At 68.0% G+C, this 25,534-nt stretch carries 21 protein-coding genes; 11 read left to right on the top strand and 10 right to left on the bottom strand.

Going from position 1 to position 25,534, the window contains the following annotated elements; all coding sequences use genetic code 11:
* Nucleotides 1–23 precede the first annotated feature (23 nt).
* Nucleotides 24–2,285: a M1 family metallopeptidase gene (locus AACH00_RS04015; protein WP_341397710.1), complete on the top strand. Its 2,262-nt coding sequence runs from the start codon at nt 24–26 to the stop codon at nt 2,283–2,285.
* Nucleotides 2,282–3,148, top strand: coding sequence for a hypothetical protein (locus AACH00_RS04010; RefSeq protein WP_341397708.1), 867 nt, complete (start codon nt 2,282–2,284; stop codon nt 3,146–3,148). Before AACH00_RS04015 ends, AACH00_RS04010 begins: the two co-directional genes overlap by 4 nt.
* On the opposite strand, the gene AACH00_RS04005 is transcribed toward AACH00_RS04010, so the two are convergent.
* The 4 genes from AACH00_RS04005 to AACH00_RS03990 form a co-directional block, all read right to left on the bottom strand.
* Nucleotides 3,149–3,391 carry a hypothetical protein gene (locus tag AACH00_RS04005; protein WP_341397707.1) on the bottom strand — a complete coding sequence of 81 codons (243 nt, stop codon included), beginning with the start codon at nt 3,389–3,391 and terminating at the stop codon, nt 3,149–3,151.
* A 103-nt stretch (nt 3,392–3,494) separates the two neighbouring features.
* The gene (locus AACH00_RS04000; RefSeq protein WP_341397706.1) at nt 3,495–4,130 is read right to left on the bottom strand and encodes an ABC transporter ATP-binding protein; all 636 of its coding nucleotides are present in this window, start codon (nt 4,128–4,130) and stop codon (nt 3,495–3,497) included.
* Complete coding sequence (locus tag AACH00_RS03995; RefSeq protein WP_341397704.1) at nt 4,127–5,287, bottom strand: hypothetical protein; 1,161 nt, start codon at nt 5,285–5,287, stop codon at nt 4,127–4,129. The genes AACH00_RS04000 and AACH00_RS03995 overlap by 4 nt, the downstream gene beginning before the upstream one ends.
* 88 nt (nt 5,288–5,375) lie before the next feature.
* Nucleotides 5,376–5,588 (bottom strand): hypothetical protein, encoded by a 213-nt coding sequence (locus AACH00_RS03990; RefSeq protein WP_341397703.1) that lies wholly within the window; start codon nt 5,586–5,588, stop codon nt 5,376–5,378.
* A 186-nt stretch (nt 5,589–5,774) separates the two neighbouring features.
* Here AACH00_RS03990 and AACH00_RS03985 point away from each other — a divergent pair, with 186 nt between their 5' ends.
* A complete protein-coding gene (locus AACH00_RS03985) occupies nt 5,775–6,341 on the top strand; it encodes a GNAT family N-acetyltransferase (RefSeq protein ID WP_341397702.1) in 567 nt (188 codons plus the stop codon).
* A gap of 66 nt (nt 6,342–6,407) precedes the next feature.
* Here the strand turns inward: AACH00_RS03985 and AACH00_RS03980 are convergent, their stop codons facing one another.
* Nucleotides 6,408–8,192, bottom strand: a complete 1,785-nt coding sequence (locus AACH00_RS03980) for an MFS transporter (protein ID WP_341397701.1) — start codon at nt 8,190–8,192, stop codon at nt 6,408–6,410.
* A 139-nt stretch (nt 8,193–8,331) separates the two neighbouring features.
* Between AACH00_RS03980 and AACH00_RS03975 the strand changes: the two genes are divergently transcribed.
* Entirely contained in the window at nt 8,332–10,311 is a 1,980-nt protein-coding gene (locus AACH00_RS03975; protein WP_341397699.1) for a hybrid sensor histidine kinase/response regulator, read from the top strand.
* 18 nt (nt 10,312–10,329) lie between these two features.
* On the opposite strand, the gene AACH00_RS03970 is transcribed toward AACH00_RS03975, so the two are convergent.
* Entirely contained in the window at nt 10,330–11,214 is an 885-nt protein-coding gene (locus AACH00_RS03970) for a transglutaminase-like domain-containing protein (protein WP_341397697.1), read from the bottom strand.
* A gap of 116 nt (nt 11,215–11,330) precedes the next feature.
* Nucleotides 11,331–11,717: a hypothetical protein gene (locus AACH00_RS03965; protein ID WP_341397695.1), complete on the bottom strand. Its 387-nt coding sequence runs from the start codon at nt 11,715–11,717 to the stop codon at nt 11,331–11,333.
* Between the two features lie 154 nt (nt 11,718–11,871).
* Between AACH00_RS03965 and AACH00_RS03960 the strand changes: the two genes are divergently transcribed.
* Nucleotides 11,872–14,745: a DUF3857 domain-containing protein gene (locus tag AACH00_RS03960; protein ID WP_341397694.1), complete on the top strand. Its 2,874-nt coding sequence runs from the start codon at nt 11,872–11,874 to the stop codon at nt 14,743–14,745.
* Entirely contained in the window at nt 14,742–15,317 is a 576-nt protein-coding gene (locus AACH00_RS03955; RefSeq protein ID WP_341397692.1) for a chorismate--pyruvate lyase family protein, read from the top strand. Before AACH00_RS03960 ends, AACH00_RS03955 begins: the two co-directional genes overlap by 4 nt.
* On the opposite strand, the gene AACH00_RS03950 is transcribed toward AACH00_RS03955, so the two are convergent.
* Nucleotides 15,318–17,081: a methyl-accepting chemotaxis protein gene (locus tag AACH00_RS03950; protein ID WP_341397690.1), complete on the bottom strand. Its 1,764-nt coding sequence runs from the start codon at nt 17,079–17,081 to the stop codon at nt 15,318–15,320.
* A gap of 75 nt (nt 17,082–17,156) precedes the next feature.
* On the opposite strand from AACH00_RS03950, the gene AACH00_RS03945 reads away from it, so the two are divergent.
* The 5 genes from AACH00_RS03945 (at nt 17,157) to AACH00_RS03925 (ending at nt 23,313) form a co-directional block, all read left to right on the top strand.
* On the top strand, nt 17,157–17,366 hold the full coding sequence (locus AACH00_RS03945; protein ID WP_341397689.1) for a hypothetical protein: 210 nt from the start codon (nt 17,157–17,159) through the stop codon (nt 17,364–17,366).
* Nucleotides 17,367–17,427: 61 nt separating this feature from the next.
* Nucleotides 17,428–20,397: an adenosylcobalamin-dependent ribonucleoside-diphosphate reductase gene (locus AACH00_RS03940; RefSeq protein ID WP_341397687.1), complete on the top strand. Its 2,970-nt coding sequence runs from the start codon at nt 17,428–17,430 to the stop codon at nt 20,395–20,397.
* 199 nt (nt 20,398–20,596) lie between these two features.
* Nucleotides 20,597–21,160, top strand: a complete 564-nt coding sequence (ahpC, locus tag AACH00_RS03935) for an alkyl hydroperoxide reductase subunit C (protein WP_341397685.1) — start codon at nt 20,597–20,599, stop codon at nt 21,158–21,160.
* Nucleotides 21,161–21,325: 165 nt separating this feature from the next.
* Nucleotides 21,326–22,891, top strand: a complete 1,566-nt coding sequence (gene ahpF, locus AACH00_RS03930; RefSeq protein ID WP_341397684.1) for an alkyl hydroperoxide reductase subunit F — start codon at nt 21,326–21,328, stop codon at nt 22,889–22,891.
* A gap of 38 nt (nt 22,892–22,929) precedes the next feature.
* A complete protein-coding gene (locus tag AACH00_RS03925) occupies nt 22,930–23,313 on the top strand; it encodes a nuclear transport factor 2 family protein (RefSeq protein WP_341397683.1) in 384 nt (127 codons plus the stop codon).
* Here the strand turns inward: AACH00_RS03925 and AACH00_RS03920 are convergent.
* Both AACH00_RS03920 and AACH00_RS03915 read right to left on the bottom strand, forming a co-directional pair.
* Nucleotides 23,307–23,540 carry a cysteine-rich CWC family protein gene (locus AACH00_RS03920; RefSeq protein ID WP_341397682.1) on the bottom strand — a complete coding sequence of 78 codons (234 nt, stop codon included), beginning with the start codon at nt 23,538–23,540 and terminating at the stop codon, nt 23,307–23,309. The genes AACH00_RS03925 and AACH00_RS03920 overlap by 7 nt on opposite strands.
* 59 nt (nt 23,541–23,599) lie before the next feature.
* Entirely contained in the window at nt 23,600–25,459 is a 1,860-nt protein-coding gene (locus AACH00_RS03915; protein WP_341397681.1) for a methyl-accepting chemotaxis protein, read from the bottom strand.
* Between the last annotated feature and the right edge of the window lie 75 nt (nt 25,460–25,534).

Here is a 25,534-nt window from a genome sequence, read left to right as displayed (position 1 = left end):
CCTTTCTCATGAGCTGGATTGACATGTCCCGTCGTAAAACTCTGCAGATCGGCGGCCTATCGGCCTTGCTGATCGTGGTGGCAGGGGTGGTTTGGTGGAAGACCCGTGATCCGGGTGATCTGTCCACCGCCACATCCGCATCTGTTGTGCCCGTGGTGGCACCTGCGGCCTCCGCCGTGCCGCCGTCGCTCGACGGCATTCCGCTGGCCACGGCCGACGCGGCCTTCGTGACGGTGCCCAGCGCCGCCAACGCCTGGGGCGGTCCGCGCACCGACCAGCAGGCCACGCTGTCTGACCGCGTGGTCGAGTACCGCATCGAGGCCAAGCTCGACCCCGACAAGCACACGCTCGATGGCCGCCAGCAGCTCACCTGGCGCAACCGCAGCGCCGTGCCGGTGCGCTCGGTGTACGTGCACCTCTACCTGAATGCCTTCGAGGGCCAGGGCAGCACCTTCATGACCGAGAAGCGGCGCCTGGGCTTCGGCTTCCGCAGCGATGTGGACGTGAAGGACGGCGACTGGGGTCACATCCAGATGACCTCCGTGAAGCAGGCCGGCCAGGCGGTGCCCTGGCACTTCGTGCAGCCTGATGGCGGCCCGTCGACCGACCACACCGTGGTGCGTATGGACCTGCCGCAGGCGGTGGCGCCCGGCGCCTCCACCGCGCTGAACATCGACTTCAATGCGAAGTTGCCGCGCGTGCTGGCCCGCACCGGCCACTTCGGCAGCTTCCACCTGGTGGGCCAGTGGTTCCCGAAGATCGCCGTGCTGGAATTGCCCGGCGAGCGGGGCCTGACGGCGCCGCGCTGGAACGCGCATGAGTTCCACATGCACAGCGAGTTCTTCGCCGATTACGGCCTGTTCGATGTGGCGATCACGGTACCCAAGGGCTACCGCGTCGGCGCCACCGGTGAGCCGCAGGGCGCGCCGGTTGAACAGGACGGCTGGGTCACCCAGCGCTTCGTGCAGGGCGACGTGCACGACTTCGCCTGGACCGCCGACAAGCGCTTTGCCGAGCCCCTGACCGCCACCTGGCGCCACGCGCCCGATGCGCCGGAGGTGAAGGTGACGGTGCTGTTCCCGCCCGAGTACGCGCAGAACGCGCAGCCGGTGCTGAAGGCCACGCTCGACTCGCTGACCTACTTCTCCGACACGCTGGGCCGCTATCCGTACAAGACGGTGACCGCGGTGGTGCCGCCCTGGAATGCCGAAGAAGCCGGCGGCATGGAGTACCCGACGTTCTTCACCGCCAGCAGCTATGCCAACTCGGACGCCGGCACGATGAACGGCTACCAGCTCGACTTCGTGACCATCCACGAATTCGGCCATGGCTACTTCTACGGCATCCTCGGCTCCAACGAGTTTGAAGAGCCGATGCTCGACGAAGGCCTGAACGAGTACTGGAACCTGCGCATGATCCGCGACCGCGGCCAGCAGATTCCGCTGACCACGGCCTTCCTGCGCAAGCTGGGCCTGGGCAGCCAGATCGACGCATTCGCCTTCGAGCGCCTGCAAGGCGTACTGGGCGAGCCGCTGGACCCGCTGGGCGCCAACTCCTGGCACCGCCATTCCAGCGGCAGCTACGGCAGCGTCTATGCCCGCACCGCCAGCGCCATGCGCGACCTGGAAGCGCAGCTGGGCAAGGAAGCCACGGAAAAGGCCTTCAAGGCCTACTACCAGACCTGGAAGTTCCGCCACCCCGGCATCGCCGACCTGCAGGCCAGCCTGTCGCAGTCCAGCGGCAAGCCGGACGTGGTGGCCGCCATCTTCAACCGCCATGTGTATGCGGCCAGCCGGGTTGACGACCGCATCGAGAAGATCGTCAGCGAAGAAGAGCTGCCCCTGCAGGCCGGCACCAGCGCCGGCCCCGGCGGCTGGAAGGAGCTGACCAGCGAGGACGTCGACAAGCGCGTGTCCGAGTTGCGCAAGGCCTGGAAAAAGGCGAACCCGAACGCGAAGAAGGACGACGGGCCGTTCCCGTGGCGCAGCACGGTGGAGGTGCGACGTGCCGGCATCGCCGTGCCGCAGACGGTGGTGCTGCGTTTCGAAGACGGCACCGTAGAGCGATTCAGCTGGGCAGACGACAGCCGCTGGAAGCGCTTCAGCGTGGTCAAGCCGGCCAAGCTGGTGTCGGCCGAGCTCGACCCGCTCAAGCAGAACCTGATGGACACGCGCCTGCTGGACAACGGACGCACGGTCAAGGCTGATCGTGTCGCCTCCACGCGCTGGACCCTGGAAGGGGCCAGCCTGATTCACACCCTGTTTGCCTTGGTGGCCACGCTATGAAGTCGATCCTGGTCTTGTGGCGCCGCGCGGCCGGTGCCGCGCTGCAATGGCGCCTGTTGCTGTGGTGGGTGCTGGCGCTGGCGCTGCCCACCTTGCTGGTGGTGCTGCCGCTGTGGCGCGCCTTTAGCGGCCTGCTCAACCATGCGCTGGCGTCGTCGGCGCTGGCCTTGAACTTCGACCCGGCGATGCTGGTGGAAGCACTGGCCGGTCTGGAGAAGCAACGCTTTTCGGCGGTCGATCTGGGCCTCGCCGGTTTGCTGCTGACGTTGTTGCTGTCGCCTTGGCTGACCGGCCTGCTCGTCACCTCGGCGCGGGCCAACCGCCCGCTGGGCATGGGGGATCTGTTCCTGGGCGGCTGGCGCGAGTACGGCCGGCTGGGCCGCATGCTGCTGTGGTCGGTGGTGCCGCTGGGCATCGCGGCAGGCCTGGGCGGCGTGCTGCTGGACGCCGCCGGTGAACACGGCGCCTCGGCCACGCTGGAGGCCGATGGTGAGCTGTTGCAGCACCTGGCGCTGGGCTTCACGGCCTTGCTGGTGCTGGTGGCGCAGGCCAGCCTGGACGCCGGCCGTGCGGTGCTGGCGCTGAACCCGCATGCGCGCTCGGCCGTGGTGGCCTGGTGGCGCGGCTGGCGCCTGTTGCTCGGCCAGCGTGGCCGTGGCCTGTGGGTGTATCTGCTGATCAGCCTGCCCGCGCTGGCGGGGCTGGGGCTGCTCGCGCTGCTGCGCTTGCACGCTGCGCCTGTCGGCGTGCTGGGTGTGTCGGCTGCCGTGCTGCTGGGCCTGGCGCTGGTGGTGCTGACCGCGTGGATGCGCGGTGCCCGCCTGTTTGCCTTGATCGAAGCGGGCCGCGAGCGCGGCCGCTGATCAGGCCCGCGGCGTGGCGGGCTTCACCCAGAGCGCCACGCCCGGGCTGCAGCTGCGGCCCTGGGCCATCACGGCCGAATCAAACTGGTGATCCGCCGTGCCGCCCAGACCGGCCAGCACGCTGAACGTGACGACCATCGCCAGGGCCAGTGCGCTGGCGCGTACCGCCACAGGCGTGCTCAACGGGGCGGTGTGGGTGGTCTGCGAAGTGGTCAGCGACGTGGGGGCTGCAAAGCGGGTCATGGTGGGCTCCTTGGGGTGCGTCAGGCGTTGTTCGATGAGTGCACTTTAGGAGTCGCCCCGGCCCCTTGCACGCCCTGAGCGACGAAGCGACGAAGCAGCGTGATCAGTCGCCGGCAGCCCGGATGATCTGCACCCGGGAGGCCGGCACCGGCTCATGGCTGACCACCAAAACGATGCGGCGTGCAGCCGCTAGTTCGGTCTCCAGCACCTGCCGCACATAAGCCATCGAGGCGGCGTCCAGCGCCGCCAGCGGCTCGTCCAGCAGCAGCACCGGCGCTGCGATCGCCAGTGCACCTGCGAGCCCGACCTTGCGCCGCGTGCCGCTCGACAGCTCCGCCACGGTTTGCCCGAGGGCCGGCCACAGGCCCAGCGCATCCACGGCGGCGTGCCAGGCTTTGGCATCGAAGGCCGGGTACAGCTGCTGCAGCAAGCCGCCCTGTTCGGCCGCAGTCAGGTGGGTGAAGGGCGGGCCGTCAGGGCCGCTCCACACCACTTGCTGCCGCCAGGCCAGCGGGTCGTCTGCCGCTTGCATCTCGGGCTGACCCGGCAGGCGCAGGCGCGCGCTGCCATGGGCCATCGGCAAGGCGCCGGCCAGCAGCTTCAGCAAGGTCGATTTGCCGCAACCGTTGGGGCCTTGCAGCCAGGTCACGCCAGCCTCGACATGGCTGCTCCAGCCGGCAAAAAGCGGGCGGCCGGGCCAGCCAAACACCAGATCGTTGATCAGCAGTTGGGCGCTCATGGGGTGATCTCCGAACTCAAGGCCAGCAACAAGACCAGGCCGAACCACCAGCGGGCGGCATGGTCGCCTGTGGCTTGGGGGTGGCTGCTGATTTCCAGCAGGCTCAGGGACGTCCAGCAAGCGCACCAGGCCAGCAACACCCCGCTGCGCAGGGGCGCAGGCGCACAGGCCATCAGGCTCAGCACGGTGCACAGGCCGCCGGCGGCCGCGGCCAGCATCAGTTGATGGCGCCGCGCGGCTTCGAGGCGGTGCAGGGGCAGGGGCCACACCGAAGCGGCCGTGAGCAACAGCGGTGATAGCAGGGCGCGGGACAAGGCCTGCGCCCGGCCCACCCACACCCAGAGGAGCAGGCCGGCGGCGGCCAGTGCCCAGTTGGGCCCGGCGGGGTGTGTGGCCAGCACCGTCAACACCACCGCCACCGAGACCGGTGCCAGAGCAGCCACCAGCAGCCAGCGGCCCAGCGCTTGCGCCGGCCCGCGCCACAGCGGTTGCCAGAGCAGGGCCCAGCGCCAGCCTGCCCACGGCGGGCTGAACCGGCGGCGTGACGTGGTGGACTGCGCGACAGGCGCGTTCGGTGAGCCGCTGCGCCAGGCCACCAGCATCCGGCTGCCGAGCCAGACACTGCCCGCCCCGGACACCGCCATCAAGACCACCCCGGACAAGAGGCGCACAGGTCCGTCCGGCTGCGGCCACTGCAGCGGCACCCAGACAGCAGCGCCGCTGCCCAGCGAGGCCCACCAGGGCGCGAGCACCCGCATCAACAGGCGGCGATCACTGCGGTGCCAGGCCTCGGGCGAAATGGGCCAGGCCGCAAGCGTGTCGCGCCAACTGTCTTGCCAGAGCAGCGGCCGCGCCGCGCGCACCAGCAGCAGGCCCATCGCCACATGGCCTGCCAGCACGATGGGCCAGGCCCAGGCGCCGCGGTTGAACAAGGTGATGGCGGGCATGGCCAGCCCACCCAGCAGGCCGATGGCCGCTGCGAGCGGGTCGTTGCTGCCAACGCTGGCCAGCAGCAGGGCGCTCATCAGCCACACGCCCCAGCGACGCAGGCGCTGCCGCAGTGCCAGCCAGGCCCAGCGCAGACGCAACTGGTGCAGCGGCGTGGTTTGCAGCAAGGGCGGTGGTGGGTGTTGCCGTGAGGAGGATGCGACGCGCATGAGGCGCCCAAAAAAAGGCCCCGCACGGGGCGGGGCCGGAAGGCCGGATCAGGGCCCTGGAGGAAGCATCAAAGGTGGGAGCAGGTGGTCAGGCGCGGGCTGGGCGATGGCCGGTGATCAGCACCATCTGGGTCGGGCCCTGGGCGCTCCGGGCGGCCAGCACATGGTCGTATTGCTGGTCGGCGACGGCGTTCAGGCCACCCATCAGGCCCATCGTGACCACCAGCGCCAGGGCGGCAGCGGTCGAACGAACGGCGGTGTTGGCGGTGTCGAAAGCGGTGCGGGCGGTGGTCTTGGTCATGATGGGCTCCTGGGGTGTGGGGGAGAGGTTTGAACCTGCGATGGAATGAATTCTGCGCAGGCAGCCGGGGTGCAGCCAGCGGTGTGCGACGAATGGCGGAAACGGCGGATCGAGCGTGCGCTGGCGCCGATGAGCGGCGTTGCCGATGCGTCCAAGGCTCACCGTGCCCTGCGTAAGATGCGCCCCATGAGCAGCGAATTTCCCGTCTTGCACACGCCGCGGCTGGTTCTGCGTGAACTGGTGGCGGGCGATGCGCCGGCGCTGTTCGCCATCCATGCCGATGCCGCCGCCATGCGCTGGTTCGGCGCCGACCCGCCGGCCTCGGTGATGCAGGTCGAGCAGTTGATCGCGGCGTTTGCCGCCGCCCGGCTGCAAGCCACCCCCGCCACGCGCTGGGGCGTGGTGCGGCGCTCGGACGGCGCCTTGCTGGGCAGCTGCGGCCTGTTCCGCTGGAACCGCAGCTGGCAAAGCGCCGGCGTGGGTTATGAGCTCGCCCGCTCAGCCCAGGGACAGGGCCTGATGAGCGAGGCCGTGAAGGCCGTGCTGCAACACGGGCGCCTGAGCCTGCAGCTGGAGCGCGTGGACGCCACCGTGCACCCCGACAATGCGCCGTCCATCGCCCTGCTGGAGCGGCTGGGTTTTGTACGTGAAGGCTTGCTGCGCCAGGCCGGGCGCTGGGGCGGCGCGCGCCACGACTTGCTGGTGTTTGGCTTGTTGCTCAACGGCCCGAGCACCAGCACCGCCCACGCCTGAGCATCGCCGAGACGAAAAAAAGGGCGCCCGGTGAGGGCGCCCTGGTGGGCTGAGAGAGGGCGGATATCAGCTGGCAGCGGCCAGCTTGGCGTCCGGCAGCGCGGTGTCACCAGCCTCGCCTTCCGTGGTGGACGGCATGGCCAGATCGGCCCAGGCATGGCGGCTCATCTGCCACAGCAGCACGGCGGCCAGCAGTGGCACGCCGTACAGGAAGATGTCCAGCGTGGCGCCCAGGCTCTGCGTGCTCACGCCCAGCTTGGCGGCCAGACCGTCCTGGTAGTTGCGCACCTGCATCAGCAGCAGCAACGGCGAGAACCACGCGCCGATGCGCGTCAGCCGGCCGGCCACTGCGCCCAGCAGGGCGGCACCGGCCAGCAGGAACAGCGCAGAGGCGATAAAGACGAGGGTGAACAGGATGTTGACGATGTCCTTGGCCGCGCCGAACTGGCTTTCCAGCGCATGCACCGGCAGCCAGGCCAGACACAGCAAGGCCAGAACCAGACCCAGCTTGCGGGCACGGCCCGGGGCCAGCGCGTTGTCGGCAGCCACGTCACCCGGGCGCTTGCGCGTCAAGGGCAGCACCAGCAGATACAGCATGCCGTAGAAGCCGTCGACGATCATCGTGCCCGGGTAGCCCCAGGCCTCGATCGAGATGCCTTGCCAGGTGGCGCTGTAGGAAATCGCCAGGTTGAACATCGCCATGTAGGCGGTGAACTGCGTGCCCGCCACCACCGGGTTGGTCACGTCCATGAAGATGGCCGTGGTGGCCGAATACATCATGCCGTTGAAGAAGGCGTAGACCAGCGTGGTGGCCCAGAAGGCGGTCATCAGCAGGGTGGGCACATCGGGCTTGGCGGCATCCGGGGCGATCGGCATGATCCAGTTGAAGTGCTGCAGCACCAGCGCCATCACGAACACCGGGATGCTCATCAGCAGGATGTACCAGGTCAGCGCGTGGCGGCGGTCGAAGCGGTCGGCGATCAGGCCGCCCGACAGGCAACCGGCCGCGCCGATCAGCGTGGACCAGAAATTCATCGTGGCCACGGCGCCGTCGTCCATGCCCAGTTCCACGGCCAGGTTGCTTTGCAGCGCCAGGCCCAGGCACATGGCCCCGGGCGGCAGCAGCGACATGAACAGGCCGACAAACGCGCCGCGCGTGCCCATGAAGGACTTGAAGGCGGTCACGGCGAATTCACGCATCTCGCGGCCCGCAGCGGCCATGGCCGAGCCCGCAGCGCGCACCCGCGGCGGGGTGGCCGCTTCCTTCATCGGCAGCACCACGAAAAGCGTCACCAGCAGGATGGCCGCCGAGACGAAGTAGAAGCTGCTCTGGAAGCCGAACCAGCTGGTCACCAGCAAGGCGCCCGAGCCGCCGATCATCTGACCGATGCTGGCGCCGGCGAACATCACGCCGCTGGCCGTGGCGCGTTCCTGCTCATCCAGCGTGTTGATGGCCAGGGCATCGATGGCCACGTCCTGGGTGGCCGAGAAGGTGTTGTGCACCAGCAGGATGGCCGAGAACAGCCAGAGCTGCTCAGGCAGCTTCAGGAAGGACGTGGCGAACAGCGTGGCCACCATGACGATCTGGGTGCCGAGGATCCAGCCGCGGCGGCGGCCCAGGCGCTCGATCGCGAACACGTCGACGATCGGGCCGAAGGCCCACTTGAAGGCCCAGGGCAGGTAGAACAGGCCGATGAAGGCGCCGATCTCGGCCGGCCCCACGCCTTGACGCCGCAACTGGGTGGCGACCGCGGTAGCGGCAAAGCCCAGCGGGATTCCCTCCGTCACGTAGAGGAGGAAAAAGGCGGCGAACCGCCCGTTTCGGGTTTGGAAGAGGTTGGGTAAACGCATGCCGCCAGTGTGCCAGCGTCGAACGGCCCCGGGCCTCGGGGAACACGCCGAGGCCGGGCGGTGGCAAGCCCGAAGTCGCCCTGCTTGACACAGACGTTTGCCGCGTGGGGAAATGCCGCATCGCTGCCATTGAGACTTCATGCACTCAAAAGCTGACGCCAGTTCATCCCCGCTGCCGCAGTTGGCATCGCCCGCGCCCCCCGGCACGCCGTTGCAAGCAGGCTTTGCACTGTCCGATCTGCTGATGCGCATCGGTGACTACACCGATGACGCCATTCTCATCACCGAGGCCGAGCCCTTCGACGAGCCTGGTCCGCGCATCGTCCATGTGAATGCAGCCTTCACCCGCATGACGGGCTACGCGCCGGCCGACGTGCTCGGCCGCTCGCCCCGGCTGCTGCAAGGCCCGCGCACCGACCCTTGCACCGTTCGCCGACTCGGTGAAGCCCTGCGGGCCTGGCAACCGGTGCGTGTCGAGATCCTGAATTACCGCAAGGACGGCAGCGAGTTCTGGGTGGAGTTCTCGGTCACGCCGGTGGCCGATGCCGACGGCTGGTTCCGTTACTGGGTGTCGGTGCAGCGCGAGGTGAACCAGCGCCGCTACTTCGACGAGCAGCGGCAGCTCTACAGCCTGATCCTTGCCAGCGTGAACGAGGGCATCGTGGTGGCCGATGCGCGTGTCCCCGACCTGCCCTTGAGCTTCGTGAACACTGGCTTCAGCCGCATCACCGGTTATCAGCCCGCCGAGGCCCTGGGCCGCAACTGCCGCTTCCTGCAGGGGCCCGACACTGCGCCCGAGGCTGTGGCGCAGCTGCGCGATGCGTTGCATGAGCATCGCCCGGTGACGGTGGAGCTGCTGAACTATCGGCGCGACGGCTCGACCTTCTGGTGCCGAGTGGCGCTGGCGCCCCTGCGCAATGAACGGGGCGAGCTGACCCACATGGTGGGCGTGCTGCATGACCTCACCGATGAGCGAGCCCGTGAGCTGGAGCGTGTCAGTGCCCAGCGTCTGCGGGCAGTCGGGGAGATGACGGGCGGCATCGCCCACGACTTCAACAACCTGCTCACCACCTTGTCGGGCGCCTCCGAGTTGCTGGCGGCCCGGGTGGCGGATCAGCCCGAGCTGCTGGCGCTGGTGGACGCCATCCGGGACGCTGCCGCGCGCGGCACCAGCCATGTTCGGCGCTTGCTGGGTTTTTCGCGGACGCCGCTGCTCGCCCGCGGCCGGGTCGATCTGGACAGCGTGATGCAGCAACTTTGCCTGTTGTTGCGCCAGGTGCTGCGCGACGACATACGCCTGGTCGTGCAGCTCACGCCCGGCGCCCGCTGGCTGGATGCCGAAGCCGCCCAGGTGGAGGCCGCGTTGCTCAACCTCATCCTGAATGCGCAGGACGCGATGCCGCAGGGCGGCGCGCTCAGCGTGCGCAGCCGGCTGGATGCGGCCTTGCCCGGCATGGCCTGCATCGACGTGGAAGACAACGGCATCGGCATGGACGAGGCCACGTTGGCCCGCATCTTCGATCCGTTCTTCACCACCAAGGGCAGCGGTCGTGGGTCGGGCCTGGGGCTGGCCATGGTGCAGGCCTCGGTGCACCAGCTGGGCGGGCAGGTGGCGGTGCGCAGCCGCAGTGGGGTTGGCACCTGCTTCACGCTGTCGCTGCCGCTGGCAGGGCCGGAGGTGCCGCCCACATCCGAGCCACAGCTGCCCGAGGGCGCGAAGGTGCCAGCACGGAGTGAGGCCGCCGGCTTGAGCGTGTTGATGGTTGAGGACGACGATGCAGCCCGCATGATCGGTGCGGCCATGTTGCGCTCGCTGGGCCACGAGGTGACCGAGTGTGCCGACGGCATCAGCGCGCTGGCCATCCTCGACACCTCGTCCCGCTACGACGTGTTGTTCACCGACCTGCTGATGCCCGGTGGCATCAACGGCCTGCAGCTGGCCGGGCTGGCCCGCGCTGAATGCCCCGATCTGCACATCGTGCTGACCTCCGGCTGGGCCGATTCCGAGCTGCCCAAAACCCTCGCCGGCAGCTCCTTGCCCTTCGTGCTCAAGCCGTATTCACTGGAAGAGCTGCGCGCCACGCTCGACCAGCTGGGCCGTGGCAGTACCGAGCACTGAGCACCAGGCCCGCTGCGCTCAACCCGGCGACAGTGGAATGGCAGCGCTGGTCGACAGCGCCTCGCGTGTCTGCACCGGCAGCGTCATGCCCTGGCCGGCGTCATTTACGGCCCAGGCGTTGATGATCGGCGCGGCTGAACGCACACCACCGAAGATCGTCGCGAAGGCGCAATCGGCCGCATCACGGCCCGTGCCGAAGCGCACGAAGGCCATCGGGATGGCGGTGCCTGACGGATCGAAGATGTACCAGCGGTCGCCGAGGAACACCTCGACGTAGGCATGGAAGTCGGGCGGGCCCAGCTCTGGGTTCGCGCCGAAATCGGTGCCGGTGGCGAAGCGGGCCGGGATGTTCAAGGCCCGGCATAGCGCGATCATCAGGTGCGCAAAATCGCGGCACACGCCCACCTGCTCGATCAGCGTGTCGACTGCCGAGGTGCTGGCATTGGTGGTGTTCGAGGTGAAGGCCACATGGCGCTGCACCCAGTCCTGGATGGCCTGCACCCGGCTGTGGCCCTGCCAGAGCTTGCCGAACTCGTTGGCCGCAAGTCGCAGCAGCCGATCCGACTGGCAATAGCGGCTGGGGTAGATGTAGCCGATGACTTCAGGCGGCAGCCGGCGCACCGGTACTTCGGGCAATTGGGAAGGGTCGGCACGGTAATGGTGCAGATCGACCGTGGCGCTGTAGCTCACGCGCAGCGGGCCGGGGCCGGCATGCAGGCGCAGGATGCGGTTGCCGGTGCCGGCCTCGGTGTGCAGCTGGCTGACAACGGGCTGGCTGATGTCCAGGCGTTCCTGGGTGACGGTCTGGTGCGCGGTGTGGGCCGCGTGGATGTTGAAGACGAAGTCGGCGCCAAAGGCATCGATCTCGTAATTCAGGTCCACCTGTAGCTGGATGCGGATCATGGGGCGGCTCCGCGGCGCTGTGCTCCCCGTCTTGGGGCGCTGGAATGAGGAAATGGTGTGCGCGAGTATGCGCGCAAGCGTCGTGCCAGGCTGTGCGCTGGCCGGGTGTTGCGCCGTCAGCAGGCGTGACGGACGTAAATGTCGGTGTCGGGCAGCAGGCGCCGCAGGGCTTGAAATGCGCTGTCGGCCAGCCGGGCGCCACCACACCGGGGTGCCACCGTGAGTATCAGCTCCACCTCGCCATCGGCCAGTCGCAGTGAATGGATCAGGCCGCTGGCGCCCAGGCCGCCGTCAGTGCGCACGGCCAGGGCCTGGTCCAGCGCCTGCATCACCCGCTGCAGCTCTTCAGCGGGGCCGTGCAGGGCCGGGGTGATGCAGGGCGCACCGATGTCACTGCGGCAGACCGGGCCGGCGGCGCTGTCGAGGCAGGCGCTGCAGCCGTCGTGGTCCTGGTGGGCCGCGGTGTTGGCGGCATGGATGGGAATGATGGTGCTGGCGCTCACGGTGACAGTGTGCAACAGGCGCCTGACGGTGCCTTGACGATGATCATGAGCTGGCCATGCCGGGCGCTCGGGTGCTTCTACACTGGGTGCACCGGCCGCCCTCGCCACGAGCAAGGGACATGGGCCCGGAAGATCATCAGGGAGTTGTCGATCGATGTTGAATTCGAAGTTCCGGCGCTTGTCGCGTGGTGCGGCATGGCCGTTGGTGGCTGGACTGGCCGTGGCCCTGAGCATCGGCACGGCAAGTGCCGCAGACCCGGCCAACGCCGGCTCGGGCCCCGCATCAAAGGCGGCTGCCAAACCGCAACCCAAGGGCAGCGCCGCAGCACAGGCGCGGGGCTTCACGATCGAGACCGTGCCGGCCTGGGTCAAGCCCGTGGCGGCCGACCCGGCAGCCACGATGGACAACGCGCCGGTGCAGTTCCTGATGCGCGACTTCCAGACCCGCATCAGTGAACGTGGCGAGGTGCAGCGCTACCTGCGCTCGCTGCGGCAGATCACCGAGACCGCCGGCCTGGAGCAGGGCGCGCAGATCCAGATCGACTTCGACCCCAGCTACCAGCGCCTGGTGTTTCACCGGCTGGAAGTGCTGCGCGGGCAGCAGCGCCTGAACCGCCTGGACCCTGCCAAGGTGCAGATGCTGCAGCGCGAAACCCGGCTGGAATGGCAGATGGTGGATGGCCGCAAGACGGCGTCGCTGGTGCTCGACGATGTGCGGGTGGGCGACAAGGTCGATCTGGTCTACAGCGTCATCGGCGACAACCCGGTGTTCAACGGCAAGTTCTTCGACCAGGAGTGGTCGCTGAATTCGAAGGGCCCGACGGCCCAGTTCGAGTACCGGCTGCTGGCGCCCGCTGCGCGGCAGATCCGCCACCGCGTCGAACCGGCCCGCATCAGCGTCAGCAGCAGTGAAGCCGCTGGCGTGCGTGAAACCGTGTTCCGCCGTCTGCGGGTGCCGGCCTGGAGCGCAGACAACCTGGCGCCGGCGTCGAGCTTCCTGGAAGACCAGATCCAGTTCAGTGAATTCGGTGACTGGGCCGAGGTGGCGCGTTGGGCCGAGCAGCTCTTTGCGCCCGTCTGGGCACCCGACAAGGCCGTGACCGATCTGGCCCGCCAGATCATGCAGGACGCCGGGCCGGACCCGCTGGCACGCGCCCAGAAGGCACTGGATTTTGTGCAGACCGAGGTGCGCTATTTCGGCACCGAGATCGGCGAGAACTCGCACCTGCCAGTGGCGCCGGGCAAGGTGCTGGCCCAGCGTTATGGCGACTGCAAGGACAAGTCCGGCCTGCTGAGCGCGCTGCTGCGGGCGATGGACATTCCGGCGTCGCCGGCGCTGGTGTCCACGCTCTACCGCGACGACGTCAACACGCTGTTGCCCAGTCCGCTGGCCTTCAACCATGCCATCGCGCAGGTCACGCTCAACGGCAAGCCGGTGTGGCTGGACGCCACCCGCTCGCACCAGAAGGGCCCGGTGCTGCAACGCGAATCGCTGGGCCTGGGCCATGCGCTGCTGGTGGCGCCCACCACGCAGGGCCTGACGCCGTTGCCGGGCCTGCAAGATGCCTTGCGCGTGTCGGTGGTGGACACCTTCGTGGTCGATCGCATCGCTGCCCCGGTGCAACTGGTGTCGCGTATCACTTATGTGGGCGACTATGCCGAGAGCGCCCGCAGCTTCTTCGCGCAGACCCCCGTGGCCGAGCTGCAGAAGAGCTTCGTTGGCGACTACCTGCGGGCCTACCCGATGGCCACGCCGTTGGGCGAGCTGCAGCTGGAAGAGCAGGCTGCCGGCAACGCCGTCACCGTGACCCAGCGCTACCAGCTGACCGAGTTCTGGCGCTTTCCGGAAGAGAAGTCGCTGATCGGCGAGTTCGGTTTCATGTCGCTCGCCGACCCGCTGCGCGTCACCGAGCGCTCAGCCCGCACCCGGCCCGTGCAGATCAATTCGGTGGGTCTGTTCCGCCACAAGGTGCGCTTCGAGTTTGCCGAGCCAGTCTTCGGCAAACCCTCGTCGTCCCGCGCGGATGACCGGCAGAAGGCCTACGAGCTGCGCTTCCGCCAGAACGGCGACGCCAACACGCAGGAGGTCGAGGCGGAGCTGCAGATGCGCAATGGCCGGATTGCCGCGGCCGACTGGGCGGCGCATCTGGAGCAGGTCACCAAGTCGTTCGTGCGCCTGGGCCAGACCATCCAGTTCGCGGCGATCGACGCCAAGGGCCTGGACAACCTCCGTGAGCAGCTCCGGCTGCTGGATCGGCGCCTGCAGTCGGGCGAGCTGAAGGTGGCGTCGCGTGACATGGCCGATGCCCATTTCAAGCGGCTGGTGCTGAATGCCCAGCTCGACAGCGGCCGGCTGAGCCCGAAGCTGCGGGGCCAGGCGCTGATGCAGCGCGGCATCCAGCAAGACCACCTCGGCCAGCCGGACCTGGGCTTGCAGGATTTGCAGGCCGCGTTGGCCCTGATCCCTGACAGCGCACCGCTGCGTGCCTCGCTGGCCGTGAATGCCTTGCTGCGGCGCCAGGATGCCGACGCGCTGCGCCTGTCCACCGAAGCGCTCGCATTGGGTGGCACTGACGATGGCGCCCGCTACACCCAGGCTTACTCGCTGTACTTCATGGACCGCCCGACCGATGCGCAGGCCCGCTTCCGCGAGATCCTGGAGAGCCGCACCGAACAGGAGCGCAGCTACGGCGCGATCTGGCTCTACCTCAGCGCCCGCAAGGCGGGGGATGACGGCAAGCGCAGCACCGACGCGCTGCTGCCCACCGGCCGCGACCCCGGCTGGCCGCTGGCCGTGCTGAACTACCTGCGTGGTGAGGCCACGATGGACACGGCCCTGGTGGCGGCCCGCCTCGATGGCCGGCCCGACCCCGGCCGCCTGTGCGAGCTGTATTACTACGCCGGCCAGAAGGCCCTGCTCGATGGCGACAAGGCGCAGGCGAAGCAGTGGCTGCGCAAGGCGGTGGACACCGGTGTGCGCGGCTTCAACGAGTTCAACTTCGCGCAGCGCGCGCTGGATGCGCTGTGAGCTTGTCGAGTGAGGTGGGTGTGCAGCGGCGCCGGTTTCTGGATGGCCTGAGCGCTGAGCAGCGCGTGGCCGCTGCGCCCTGGCTGGCGCTGCACCTGGCGCAAGATGGCTCGGCCACCCGCCTGTGCGAAACCCGGGCCGGCGGGCCGGTGCGATTGATCGTGCATGACCAGTGCGTGACGACCGAGGTGCCGGCCGAGGTGCATGCGCACCTGCCCGGTACGCACTTCATCGAACGCTGCGTGAGCCTGGTGCACTGCGGCGAGGTGATGATGGACAACCTGTCGTGGATCGCCGTGGCGACGGCTCCGGCCGATGTGCGCGACGACCTGCTGGCGGGCCGTCTGCCGATCGGGCACCTGCTGCAGCGGCTGTGGATCCGGCGCGCGCCCTTGTCTCAAGACCAGGCGAAGCCGCTGTGGCCCCACCTGTGGCGCCGCTGCGGCGAGCCCGACGAGGGCAGCGTGCGCAGCTACGTGATCGCCACGCCGGACGGACCGGCCATGCTGATCACTGAATGCTTCAGGCAGGGCTTGCTGCCGGGCGTTTTGCGCCCGGCCAGCGTGGGCTGATCAGAAGCTTTCCCAGTCGTCGTTGCCGTGGTTGGCGGGCGGCATCGGAGCGGGGGCTGCGGGCCATGGTGCGCTCGCAGCCGATGACGCCGAGGTGAGCGCAGGCCGGGGTGCCGGCGTGGGGCGGGCCACCTGGCGAAGCACCTCGGCGGCGGCGCGCACGTGGGCCGGTGCCGGCGTCGCTGCGTGGCTGCCCTGGTGGCTGTGGCCGGGCAGCTTGAAGGCACTGACCACTTCCACCATGCGCTTGGCCTGTTGCTTCAGGCTGTCGGCGGCGGCTGCGCTTTCTTCCACCAGGGCTGCGTTCTGCTGGGTCACCTGGTCGAGCTGGCCGATGGCGTTGTTGACCTGACCGATGCCGCTGGTCTGCTCGACCGCTGCGGCACTGATCTCGCTGATCAGGTCGGCCACGCGGCGCACCTGGCCAACGATGTCGTCCATCTGTGCACCGGCGTCCGCCACCAGGCGTGAGCCGGCATCCACCTTCTCCACGCTGGTGCCGATGAGTTGCTTGATCTCGCGGGCGGCCTCGGCCGAACGCTGGGCCAGCGTGCGCACCTCGCCAGCCACCACGGCAAAGCCGCGGCCTTGCTCGCCGGCGCGGGCGGCTTCCACTGCGGCGTTCAGCGCGAGGATGTTGGTCTGGAAGGCGATGCCGTCGATGGTGCCGATGATGTCGCCAATCTTGCGGCTGCTGGCCGTGATCTCGTCCATCGTGTGCACCACCTGACCCACCACCTCGCCGCCGCGCGTGGCGGCGCCGCAGGCGGCCGTGGCCAGCTGGGTGGCCTGGCGGGCGGTGTCGGCGCTGGTCTTGACGGTGGCGGTCAGCTCTTCCATCGAGGCGGCGGTTTCTTCCAGATTGGCGGCTTGTTCTTCCGTGCGCTGGCTCAGGTCGGCGTTGCCGGTGGCGATCTGCGCCGAGCCGGTGGCGATGTTCTCGCTGCTGCTGCGCACCTGGCCCACCACCTGCTGCAACTGGTCGTTCATGGCCTTGAGGCTGCGCAGCAGGTCGGCGGCTTCGTCGCGGCCTTCGGCGGCGATGTTGGCCGTCAGGTCACCCTGGGCCACGGTGTTGGCGGCCTGCACCGCCTCGCTCAGCGGGCCGGTAATGGAGCGGGTGATGACCACGGCCATGGCGACGGCCAGCAGCACGGTCGCCACCGCGATGGCCAGCATGGTGTCGCGGGCCGCCTCGAAGGTGGCGCGGGCGTGTTGTTCGGTGTCGTTGACATCCGAGTTGTTGAGCTCGATGGCCTTGTTCAGCGGCACCAGGACCTTGGCGAAAGCCTGGCCGGCCGGGCCGATGGCCAGTTTGGCCGCCAGGTCGGCCTTGTCTTCGCCTTGATTGGACATGGCGAGCAGCTCTTTGTCGGCAGCGATATAAGCCTGCCAGGCGGCATTGGTGTCGGCGAAATGCTGCCGCTCTGCGTCTGACGAGAGCAGCTTTTCATAAGTGGCCAGGGCCTGGGGCACCGTGGTGTTCACCAACTCATCGCGGGATCTTTCCGCGGACTGCTTGCCGGTGGCCTCGATCTCCAGCGCATGCCGCAGGCTGAACCGGCGGGCGGCGTTCATCGCGATGTTGATTTCGCCGAGAGCGCGGATGCTGGGCATGCTGTTGGTGGCGATTTCTTCGGTGCTGGCGTTGATGGTGCCCATCTTCAGCACGGCGAAACCACCCATCAGGACGATCAGGAGCGCCATGGCGCCGAAGGCGAGGCTGAGACGCAGTCCGATGCGTAGTTGACGAAGGCTGTTCATGAGGTCTCCAGGGGAAATTCGAGGCCTGTGTGCTCTGACAGGCAGGCAGCAGCCCGCTCCGGGCATTGAGCAGCAATGGCTGTGTACCTCGGAGTATCGGCAGCTGACATGGCGGCTAAAGGCATCAACACCGGCCAGGACGTGGCGCAATTCCTTGTTTTGCAGGTGAATGCCGACCCAGCGCCCGGCCGGCTGAGGCGGTCTGCCTGCCTGCCGGCTTTTGCGGCTGTCAAGCGTTTTGCTGCATGCCGAATCTTTGTGGATGGTCAAGCCGGCGCCGACTGACATCCGCCCCGTTTCAGTGGATGATGACGGGCTTGAAGACAGACCCGCCGGAAAAGAAGACATGAACACAGAAGACCTGTTTGACACCCGATCCACGCCCGTTCCGGCCGGCCCGGGGGACAGGACATTGCCTCCGCAGCCGATCAGCGAAGAGGTGCTGATCGAGAAGTACGCCAAAGGCAGCGAAAGCTCTGTGGGCGAAGTGCGCGCTCGCATTGCACGCGCCCTGGCCGTGGTTGAAGCGCCCGAGCAGCGCGCCCACTGGGAAGCCGAGTTCCTGCGTGCGCAGGAGCTGGGCTTCGTGCCGGCCGGCCGCATCAACTCCGCTGCCGGCACCGACCTGACCGCCACCCTGATCAACTGCTTCGTGCAGCCCGTGGGTGATTCCATCGCGTCGGATGAAGACGGGTTCCCCGGCATCTACACCGCCCTGACCGAGGCGGCTGAAACCATGCGTCGCGGCGGCGGCGTGGGTTATGACTTCTCCCGCATCCGCCCGCACGGCGCCTGGGTGGGCTCGACCCAGTCCAGCGCGTCCGGCCCGATCAGCTACATGCGCGTGTTCGACCGGTCCTGCGAAACGGTGGAATCGGCCGGTGCGCGCCGCGGTGCCCAGATGGGTGTGCTGCGTTGCGACCACCCGGACATCGAGGCCTTCATCCACGCCAAGGACCAGGGCGATCTGCGCAACTTCAACATTTCGGTCGGCGTGACCGATGAGTTCATGCAGGCCGTGCAGACCGGCGCCGACGTGCAGCTGGTGCATCGTGCCGAGCCGGGCGCCAAGCTCAAGGCCGGTGGAGCCTTCCAGCGTGCTGACGGCCTGTGGGTGTACCGCACGCTGCCGGCGCTGTCGCTGTGGGACCAGATCATGCGGTCCACCTACGACCATGCCGAACCGGGCGTGCTGTTCCTGGACCGCATCAACCAGGACAACAACCTCAGCTACTGCGAAACCATCGCCGCCACCAACCCGTGCGCCGAGCAGCCGCTGCCGCCGTATGGCTGCTGCTGCCTGGGCTCGATCGACCTGACGCACTTCGTGCGCGAGCCGTTCGAGGGTGGCGCCTTCTTCGACGACGAAGCCTTCGCCAAGGTGGTGGCCGTGGCCACCCGCATGCTCGACAACGTGCTCGACGTGACCGTGTGGCCGCTGGAGCGCCAGCGTGAAGAAGCCGCCAACAAGCGCCGCGTGGGCCTGGGCTTCACCGGTCTGGGTGATGCGCTGGTGATGCTCAACCTGCGCTACGACGGCCAGCCCGCCCGCGACATGGCCCGCCACATCAGTGAAGTGATGCGCGACGCGTCCTACAACGCCAGCGTGGATCTGGGCCTGGAGCGCGGCGCGTTCCCGCTGTTCAACGCCGACATGTATCTGTCGCGCGGCACGTTTGCGTCGCGTCTGCCGCAAGGCGTGAAGGACCGCATCCGTACCCACGGCCTGCGCAATTCGCACCTGCTGTCGATCGCGCCGACCGGCACCATCAGCCTGGCCTTCGCCGACAACGCCAGCAACGGCATCGAGCCGGCCTTCAGCTGGACCTACACCCGCAAGAAGCGCATGCCCGACGGCAGCTCGAAGGAGTACGCGGTCGAAGACCACGCGTGGCGCCTGTATCGCCACCTGAAGGGCGCCGATGCACCGCTGACCGAGGCCTTCGTCACCGCGCTGGAAATGAGCGCCGAGGCCCATGCCCAGATGGTGGCCGCCGTGGCGCCGTGCATCGACACCGCCATCTCCAAGACGGTGAACGTGCCGGCGGATTACCCCTACGCCGATTTCCAGGACCTCTACATGATGGCCTGGAAGTCGGGCCTGAAGGGTCTGGCCACCTACCGTCCGAACTCGGTGCTGGGCTCGGTGCTCAGCGTCACGCCGACGGCGGCTCCGGCCGCACCGACGGTGCCCGTGGTGGAACCCGCACCGCTGACCACCGACGGCGCCAACCAGCGCCTGAAGCTCGACAAGTCGCCGAAGGCCGTGCTGACCAGCCTGCGCTGGCCCGGTCGCCCGGAAATGCGCGGCGGCAACCCGGCCTGGAGCTACATGATCCAGCACCCGCACGGCGATTTCGCGCTGTTCGTGGGTGAACTGCCGGCCGAAGCCGGCCCCGACGCCGGCCTGTTCGGCCGCACCCTGCCGTTCGAGGTGTGGGTGAATGGCGCCGAGCAGCCGCGCGGCCTGGGTGCCCTGGCCAAGACGCTGTCGATGGACATGCGGGTGAATGATCCTCAGTGGCTCAAGCTCAAGCTCGACACCCTGGCCACCGTGGCCGAAGAGCGCTCGTTCGAGATGGCCTTCCCGCCGAGTGGCGAGAAGCGCCTGTTCCCGGGCGTGGTGGCTGCCACCGCGGCGGTCATCCGCTGGCGCTGTGAGCAACTGGGCTCGCTCGACGCCGTCGGCCCAACCCCGGTGCTCGACGCCATGTTCAGCCGCGACGAGCCGCGCACGACCACCTCGGGCACGCTGGCCTGGGCGGTTGATGTGGATAACCCCGCCACCGGCGAAGCCTTCACCCTGACGCTGAAGGAAGTGGCGCTGGCCAACCCGGACGCACCGAGTGGCTACGTGACCCGCCCCTGCGCCATCGGCTTCTCGGGCAACTACCCGAAGGCCCTCGATGGCCTGGCGCGTCTGCTGTCGCTCGACATGCGCGTGATCGACCCGGCCTGGGTCGGCATGAAGCTGCGCAAGCTGCTGAACGTGGGTGAGCCGCTGGGCCACTTCATGGCACCGGTGCCGGGCCAGAAGCGCCAGCAGATCTGGCCGAGCACGGTGGCCTACGTGGCCCGCCTGGTCATCCACCGCTACGCGATGCTGGGTGTGCTCGACGAAGAAGGCTTCCCGATCAACGCCATGGGCATCCTGGAAGCGCCCGAGCGCAAGGTTGCACCGGTTGCTGAAGACGCCGCCGGCAAGGTCAGCCCGATGGCTGGCAAGCCCTGCCCGGAATGCGGCAACGCCACGATGATCCACAAGGACGGCTGCGATTTCTGCACCGCCTGTGGCTATGTCGGGCAGTGCGGCTGAGGCCGCGCCCGGCTGGTTTCACCTTGAAGGGCCCGTTCGCGGGCCCTTTTTCATGGCGGGCTGATGACGGAACGGGCGATAGGCAATGCCAATCAGGGGCATTCGATCAATCAATCCACAACATCAGCCGCCCGGCCTAAGATTCAACCCGTCGCAGCTTTGTGCTGCACCCCTTTTACTCACCGCAACAGGAAACTCCATGTCGCTGATCAACACCGCAGTCGCGCCGTTCAAGACCCAAGCCTTCCACAATGGCAACTTCATCGACGTCTCTGACGAGAGCCTGAAGGGCAAGTGGTCCGTCCTGATCTTCATGCCGGCCGCGTTCACCTTCAACTGCCCGACCGAAATCGAAGACGCAGCTGACAACTACGCTGCCTTCCAGGCTGCTGGTGCCGAGGTCTACATCGTGACCACCGACACCCACTTCTCGCACAAGGTGTGGCACGAAACCTCGCCGGCCGTCGGCAAGGCCAAGTTCCCGCTGGTTGGCGACCCCACCCACACCCTGACCAACGCGTTCGGCGTGCACATCCCTGAAGAAGGCCTGGCACTGCGCGGCACGTTCGTGATCAACCCGGACGGCATCATCAAGACCGCCGAGATCCACTCGAACGAAATCGCCCGTGACGTGTCGGAAACCCTGCGCAAGCTGAAGGCTGCCCAGTACACCGCCGCCAACCCTGGCCAGGTCTGCCCGGCCAAGTGGAAGGAAGGCGCCAAGACGCTGACCCCGTCGCTGGACCTGGTCGGCAAGATCTGATCTTCTGACATCCATGCCTCTGGCATCGGCCGGCCCGCACGGGCTGGCCCCCTCTCCGGCCCTTCACGGGCCTCGTTGAAAGCAGCTCGCGGCGCCTGTCGGGGCGGCTTTCAACGAGGTCAGCACGACTTCGCCTGAACTCCACCCGCATCACCAGGAACCGCCATGCTCGACGCCAATCTGCAAGCCCAGCTCAAGGGCTACCTTGAACGCCTGCAACGACCGATCGAACTGGTCGCCTCGCTGGATGATCGTCCGGCTTCGCAGGAAATGCGCGAACTCCTCGAAGAGATCGCGCCGCTGTCGCCGCTGGTCAGCGTGCGCTACGACGGCGCCGATGAGCGTCGCCCCTCCTTCAACATCAGTGCCGTGGGCGCCGACATGGGTGTGCGTTTCGCCGCCGTGCCGATGGGCCACGAGTTCACCTCGCTGGTGCTGGCGCTGCTGCAGGCCGGTGGCCACCCGCCCAAGGTGGATGCGGACACGATCGAGCAGATCAAGTCGCTGGACGGCGACTTCGTGTTCGAGACGTACATGTCCCTGACCTGCCACAACTGCCCGGACGTGGTGCAGGCCCTGAACCTGATGGCCGTGCTGAACCCGCGCATCCGCCACGTCGCGGTGGATGGCGGCTTGTTCCAGGCTGAGGTCGAGGCGCGCCAGATCATGGCTGTGCCGAGCGTCTACCTGAACGGCCAGCCGTTCTACTCGGGCCGCATGGAGATCGGCGAGATCCTCGCCAAGATCGACACCGGCGCACAAGCCCGCGCTGCGGCCAAGCTGGCCACCAAGGAAGCGTTCGACGTGCTGGTGGTGGGCGGTGGCCCGGCCGGCGCTGCTGCCGCCGTGTACGCGGCCCGCAAGGGCATCCGCACCGGCGTGGTGGCCGAGCGTTTTGGTGGCCAGACCATGGACACCATGGGCATCGAGAACTTCATCTCGGTGCAGCACACCGAGGGCCCGAAGTTCGCTGCTGCGCTGGAGGCCCACGTGCGCGACTACAACGTCGACATCATGAACCTGCAGCGCGTGGCGGCCGTCATTCCGGCCGAGCAGCCGGGTGGCTACGTCACCGTGAAGCTGGACAACGGCGCCGAGCTGAAGAGCCGCACCGTGGTGCTGAGCACCGGCGCGCGGTGGCGCAGCGTGAACGTGCCCGGCGAGGTCGAATACAAGAACAAGGGCGTGGCGTACTGCCCGCACTGTGACGGCCCGCTGTTCAAAGGCAAGCGCGTGGCCGTGATCGGTGGCGGCAACTCGGGTGTTGAGGCCGCCATTGACTTGGCCGGCCTGGTGGGCCACGTCACGCTGCTGGAATTTGGTGACCAGCTGCGCGCTGATGCGGTGCTGGTGGACAAGCTCAAGAGCATGTCCAACGTCACCATCCACACCCAGGCGCAGACGACCGAATTCACCGGCGACGGCCAGAAGCTGAACGGCCTGAACTGGACCGATCGCGCGTCCGGCGAAGCCCGTCGCATCGAGCTGGAAGGCGTGTTCGTGCAGATCGGCCTCGTGCCCAACACCGAGTTCCTGAAGGGCACGGTCGAGCTGAGCAAGCACGGCGAAATCATCATCGACGCCAAGTGCGCCACCAACGTGCCGGGCGTGTTTGCCGCCGGTGACGTGACGACGGTGCCGTACAAGCAGATCATCATCGCCACGGGCGAGGGTGCCAAGGCTGCGCTCAGCGCCTTTGACCACCTGATCCGCACCTCCGCGCCGGTCTGAACGCGTGACGCACCCATGCCGCTGTCTATGATGGCGGCATGAGTGCTTCGCATGATCTGGCCGCCCTGGTGCGGCACTACTGGGCAGCGGCCGTCGCCCGCGACTGGGCTGCCTTTGGTGACACCGTTCACCCGGATGTGGTGTACCGCGTGCCGCAGACCCGCGAGGTGGTGAAGGGCCGCGCCGACTACGTCGAGTTCAACCGCACCTACCCGGGTGACTGGCAACTGGACGTGGTGAGGGTGGCCACCGGGCCGGGGCAGGCCGTTTCGCGCTGCGATTTCAAGGTGAGCGGCGCGACCGCGGTGGGCATCAGCTTCTTCACCTTTGATGAGGCTGGCCTGATCACCGCCATCGATGATTTCTGGCCCGAGGCCTACGAGCCGCCGGTGCGCATGACCGCGGTGGTGCAGCGCTACTGAACGTGCTGACGCGGCAGCTCCAGCGGAGCGCCAGCCGCCAGCGCACCCAGGCACGCGAGGCACAGGCAACTTGACCAGCGCTGGCGCAGCCGGGCCTGCAAGGCCGGCGCCAGCGTCACCGTGCTGCATGGGCAGGGCTGGTCCAGCCGCAGCGCCCCGCAGCCAAAATTACCGCCGCAGCGCGGGCACTGCGCGGGTGTCAGCGCATCGTCGTTCGAACCATTCATGCGCCGCAGTGTGCAGCAAGACGCAGCTGTATCGGCAGATGTTGCCCGGTGAGCCGGCCTCAGGCAGTGGTGGTGTCGTGCGTGATGGCAGTAGCCGACACACTGCGCGAGCGGTCGTCACCGATGCGGAAAGCTGCCACGGCGGTCGCCAGGCGCGCGGCCTGGTCCTTCAGGCTGGCGGCCGCGGCGGCTGATTCCTCCACCAGCGCCGCGTTCTGTTGCGTCATCGAATCCAGTTGGGCCACGGCCACGTTCACCTGGGCGATGCCGTCGCGCTGCTCCTCCGAGGCCGAGGCGATCTCGCCGATCATGTCGGCCACCCGGCGCACGCTCGAGACAATGTCGTGCATCACCGTGCCGGTGCGGTTGACCTGTTCCGCGCCCGTGGCCACGTGCGTCACCGAGGTGTCGATCAGCGTCTTGATCTCGCGCGCGGCCGTGGCCGAGCGTTGCGCCAGTGAGCGCACCTCGGCCGCCACCACGGCAAAGCCGCGGCCCTGCTCACCGGCGCGGGCGGCTTCGACCGCCGCGTTCAGCGCGAGGATGTTCGTCTGGAAGGCGATGCCGTCGATCACGCCGATGATCTCGGCGATCTTGCGCGAGCTCTGGGTGATCTGGTCCATGCTGCCGACCACCTGGTCGACCACGTCGCCGCCGCGGCGCGCCGCATCGGCCGCTGACGATGCCAGCTGGTTGGCCTGACGCGCGGTATCGGCCGAATGGCCCACCTGGCTGGTCATCTGCGACATCGAGCTGGCGGTTTCCTGCAGGCTGGATGCGGTGTGTTCGGTGCGGGTCGAGAGATCCTGGTTGCCGGTGGCGATCTCCTCGGTGGCGACGCGCACCGAATCGCTGGTCGCGCGAATCTCCGACAGCGTGTGCTGGATCTTGTCGACAAACTGGTTGAAGTGGCGGCCGATCGCGGCCAGCTCGTCAGTGCCGTCGGCCTTCAGGCGGCGGGTCAGGTCACCGTCGCCCTCGGCCACTTCGCGCATCGCGTCGCGCAGCGTGGTCAGTCCCTTGAGTCGCGAGGCCAGCAGGCCACCCACGGCCAGCACCGACACCAGTGCCAGCGCGGCGCTGCCGAGCAGCGATTGCCACAGCATGGCGGACACCCCGGCCAACGCCTCACCCTTGTCCAGTGCCACCACCAGCGTCCATGGCGTGCCTTCGATGGTTTGCGTCGTCAGCAGCATCTGCCGGCCGGCCACGTTCACTTCAGTCAACTGGCTGCCGGCCTCGGCGAGCAGGGCCGGCGTGAGCTCGGCCGACAGCTCGGTGGCCGGCTTGAGCACGCGGTCCACCTGCTCATGCACCATGACCTTGCCGTCCTTTGCCACGACGAAGCCGAAACTGGAGGCGGTCGGGCGGATCGAGGCGATGTTTTTCGAGACGCCGTCCATGAACACGTCACCCGCAGCCACGGCCTTGACGCTGCTGCCTTCCCGGATGGCCGCCGCGAAGGTGATGACCAGCTTCTTCGTGCTGGCGTCCACATAGGGTTCAGTCAGCACAACGCCATTGCCCGCGGCGGCCTGGGTGTACCAGGGCCGGCCGGTCGGGTCATAACCTTCCGGCAGTTGCTGGGGCTTGGAGAAGGCGGTGTGCTTGTCGGCGAAGCCGAAATAAGTGGTGTCGAAGCCACCAGCCTGCTCGGCCTGGGCCAGGCGCGGCACCGGGTCGGCATCCGCCACGGCGCCAGTGAACGACTGCACCACCGCGCGCCGTGACGCGACCCAGTCACCGATGCTGGCAGCGTGCGAGTGCGCGAGCGACCGGGTCTGGGCACCCAGATCGGCGAGGGCCGAGCTGCGGGCAGCGAAGTGGTTGTAGCTGACCAGGGCCAGCAGGCTCAGCAGCACCAGCGCGCCGGTGGTGGCTACCAGGCGGGCACGCAGGGAATTCAGGGCGGGGATCATCGCGACTCCTTGCGGCTCTGCCTGTGCCTGCCCTTCCGGAATGAGGGCATCCCAGCATCCAGCCAGCCGCCCGCG

Source organism: Ideonella margarita (genome assembly GCF_038066635.1).
Classification (GTDB): domain Bacteria; phylum Pseudomonadota; class Gammaproteobacteria; order Burkholderiales; family Burkholderiaceae_C; genus Ideonella; species Ideonella margarita.
Note: the sequence above shows the minus strand (reverse complement) of the source record. Positions and strands in the feature narration are given on the sequence as shown.

Bases quoted from the DNA above. Each gene is read 5' to 3' on its own strand.
- AACH00_RS03915 (WP_341397681.1), bottom strand. From the start codon at position 25,459: ATGATCCCCGCCCTGAATTCCCTGCGTGCCCGCCTGGTAGCCACCACC.
- AACH00_RS03960 (WP_341397694.1), top strand. From the start codon at position 11,872: ATGTTGAATTCGAAGTTCCGGCGCTTGTCGCGTGGTGCGGCATGGCCG.
- AACH00_RS03995 (WP_341397704.1), bottom strand. From the start codon at position 5,287: ATGCGCGTCGCATCCTCCTCACGGCAACACCCACCACCGCCCTTGCTG.
- AACH00_RS03920 (WP_341397682.1), bottom strand. From the start codon at position 23,540: ATGAATGGTTCGAACGACGATGCGCTGACACCCGCGCAGTGCCCGCGC.
- AACH00_RS03970 (WP_341397697.1), bottom strand. From the start codon at position 11,214: ATGATCCGCATCCAGCTACAGGTGGACCTGAATTACGAGATCGATGCC.
- ahpF (WP_341397684.1), top strand. From the start codon at position 21,326: ATGCTCGACGCCAATCTGCAAGCCCAGCTCAAGGGCTACCTTGAACGC.
- AACH00_RS03940 (WP_341397687.1), top strand. From the start codon at position 17,428: ATGAACACAGAAGACCTGTTTGACACCCGATCCACGCCCGTTCCGGCC.
- AACH00_RS03975 (WP_341397699.1), top strand. From the start codon at position 8,332: ATGCACTCAAAAGCTGACGCCAGTTCATCCCCGCTGCCGCAGTTGGCA.
- AACH00_RS04000 (WP_341397706.1), bottom strand. From the start codon at position 4,130: ATGAGCGCCCAACTGCTGATCAACGATCTGGTGTTTGGCTGGCCCGGC.
- AACH00_RS03990 (WP_341397703.1), bottom strand. From the start codon at position 5,588: ATGACCAAGACCACCGCCCGCACCGCTTTCGACACCGCCAACACCGCC.
- AACH00_RS04015 (WP_341397710.1), top strand. From the start codon at position 24: ATGTCCCGTCGTAAAACTCTGCAGATCGGCGGCCTATCGGCCTTGCTG.
- AACH00_RS03945 (WP_341397689.1), top strand. From the start codon at position 17,157: ATGGCTGTGTACCTCGGAGTATCGGCAGCTGACATGGCGGCTAAAGGC.
- AACH00_RS04005 (WP_341397707.1), bottom strand. From the start codon at position 3,391: ATGACCCGCTTTGCAGCCCCCACGTCGCTGACCACTTCGCAGACCACC.
- ahpC (WP_341397685.1), top strand. From the start codon at position 20,597: ATGTCGCTGATCAACACCGCAGTCGCGCCGTTCAAGACCCAAGCCTTC.
- AACH00_RS03985 (WP_341397702.1), top strand. From the start codon at position 5,775: ATGAGCAGCGAATTTCCCGTCTTGCACACGCCGCGGCTGGTTCTGCGT.
- AACH00_RS03980 (WP_341397701.1), bottom strand. From the start codon at position 8,192: ATGCGTTTACCCAACCTCTTCCAAACCCGAAACGGGCGGTTCGCCGCC.
- AACH00_RS03950 (WP_341397690.1), bottom strand. From the start codon at position 17,081: ATGAACAGCCTTCGTCAACTACGCATCGGACTGCGTCTCAGCCTCGCC.
- AACH00_RS04010 (WP_341397708.1), top strand. From the start codon at position 2,282: ATGAAGTCGATCCTGGTCTTGTGGCGCCGCGCGGCCGGTGCCGCGCTG.
- AACH00_RS03925 (WP_341397683.1), top strand. From the start codon at position 22,930: ATGAGTGCTTCGCATGATCTGGCCGCCCTGGTGCGGCACTACTGGGCA.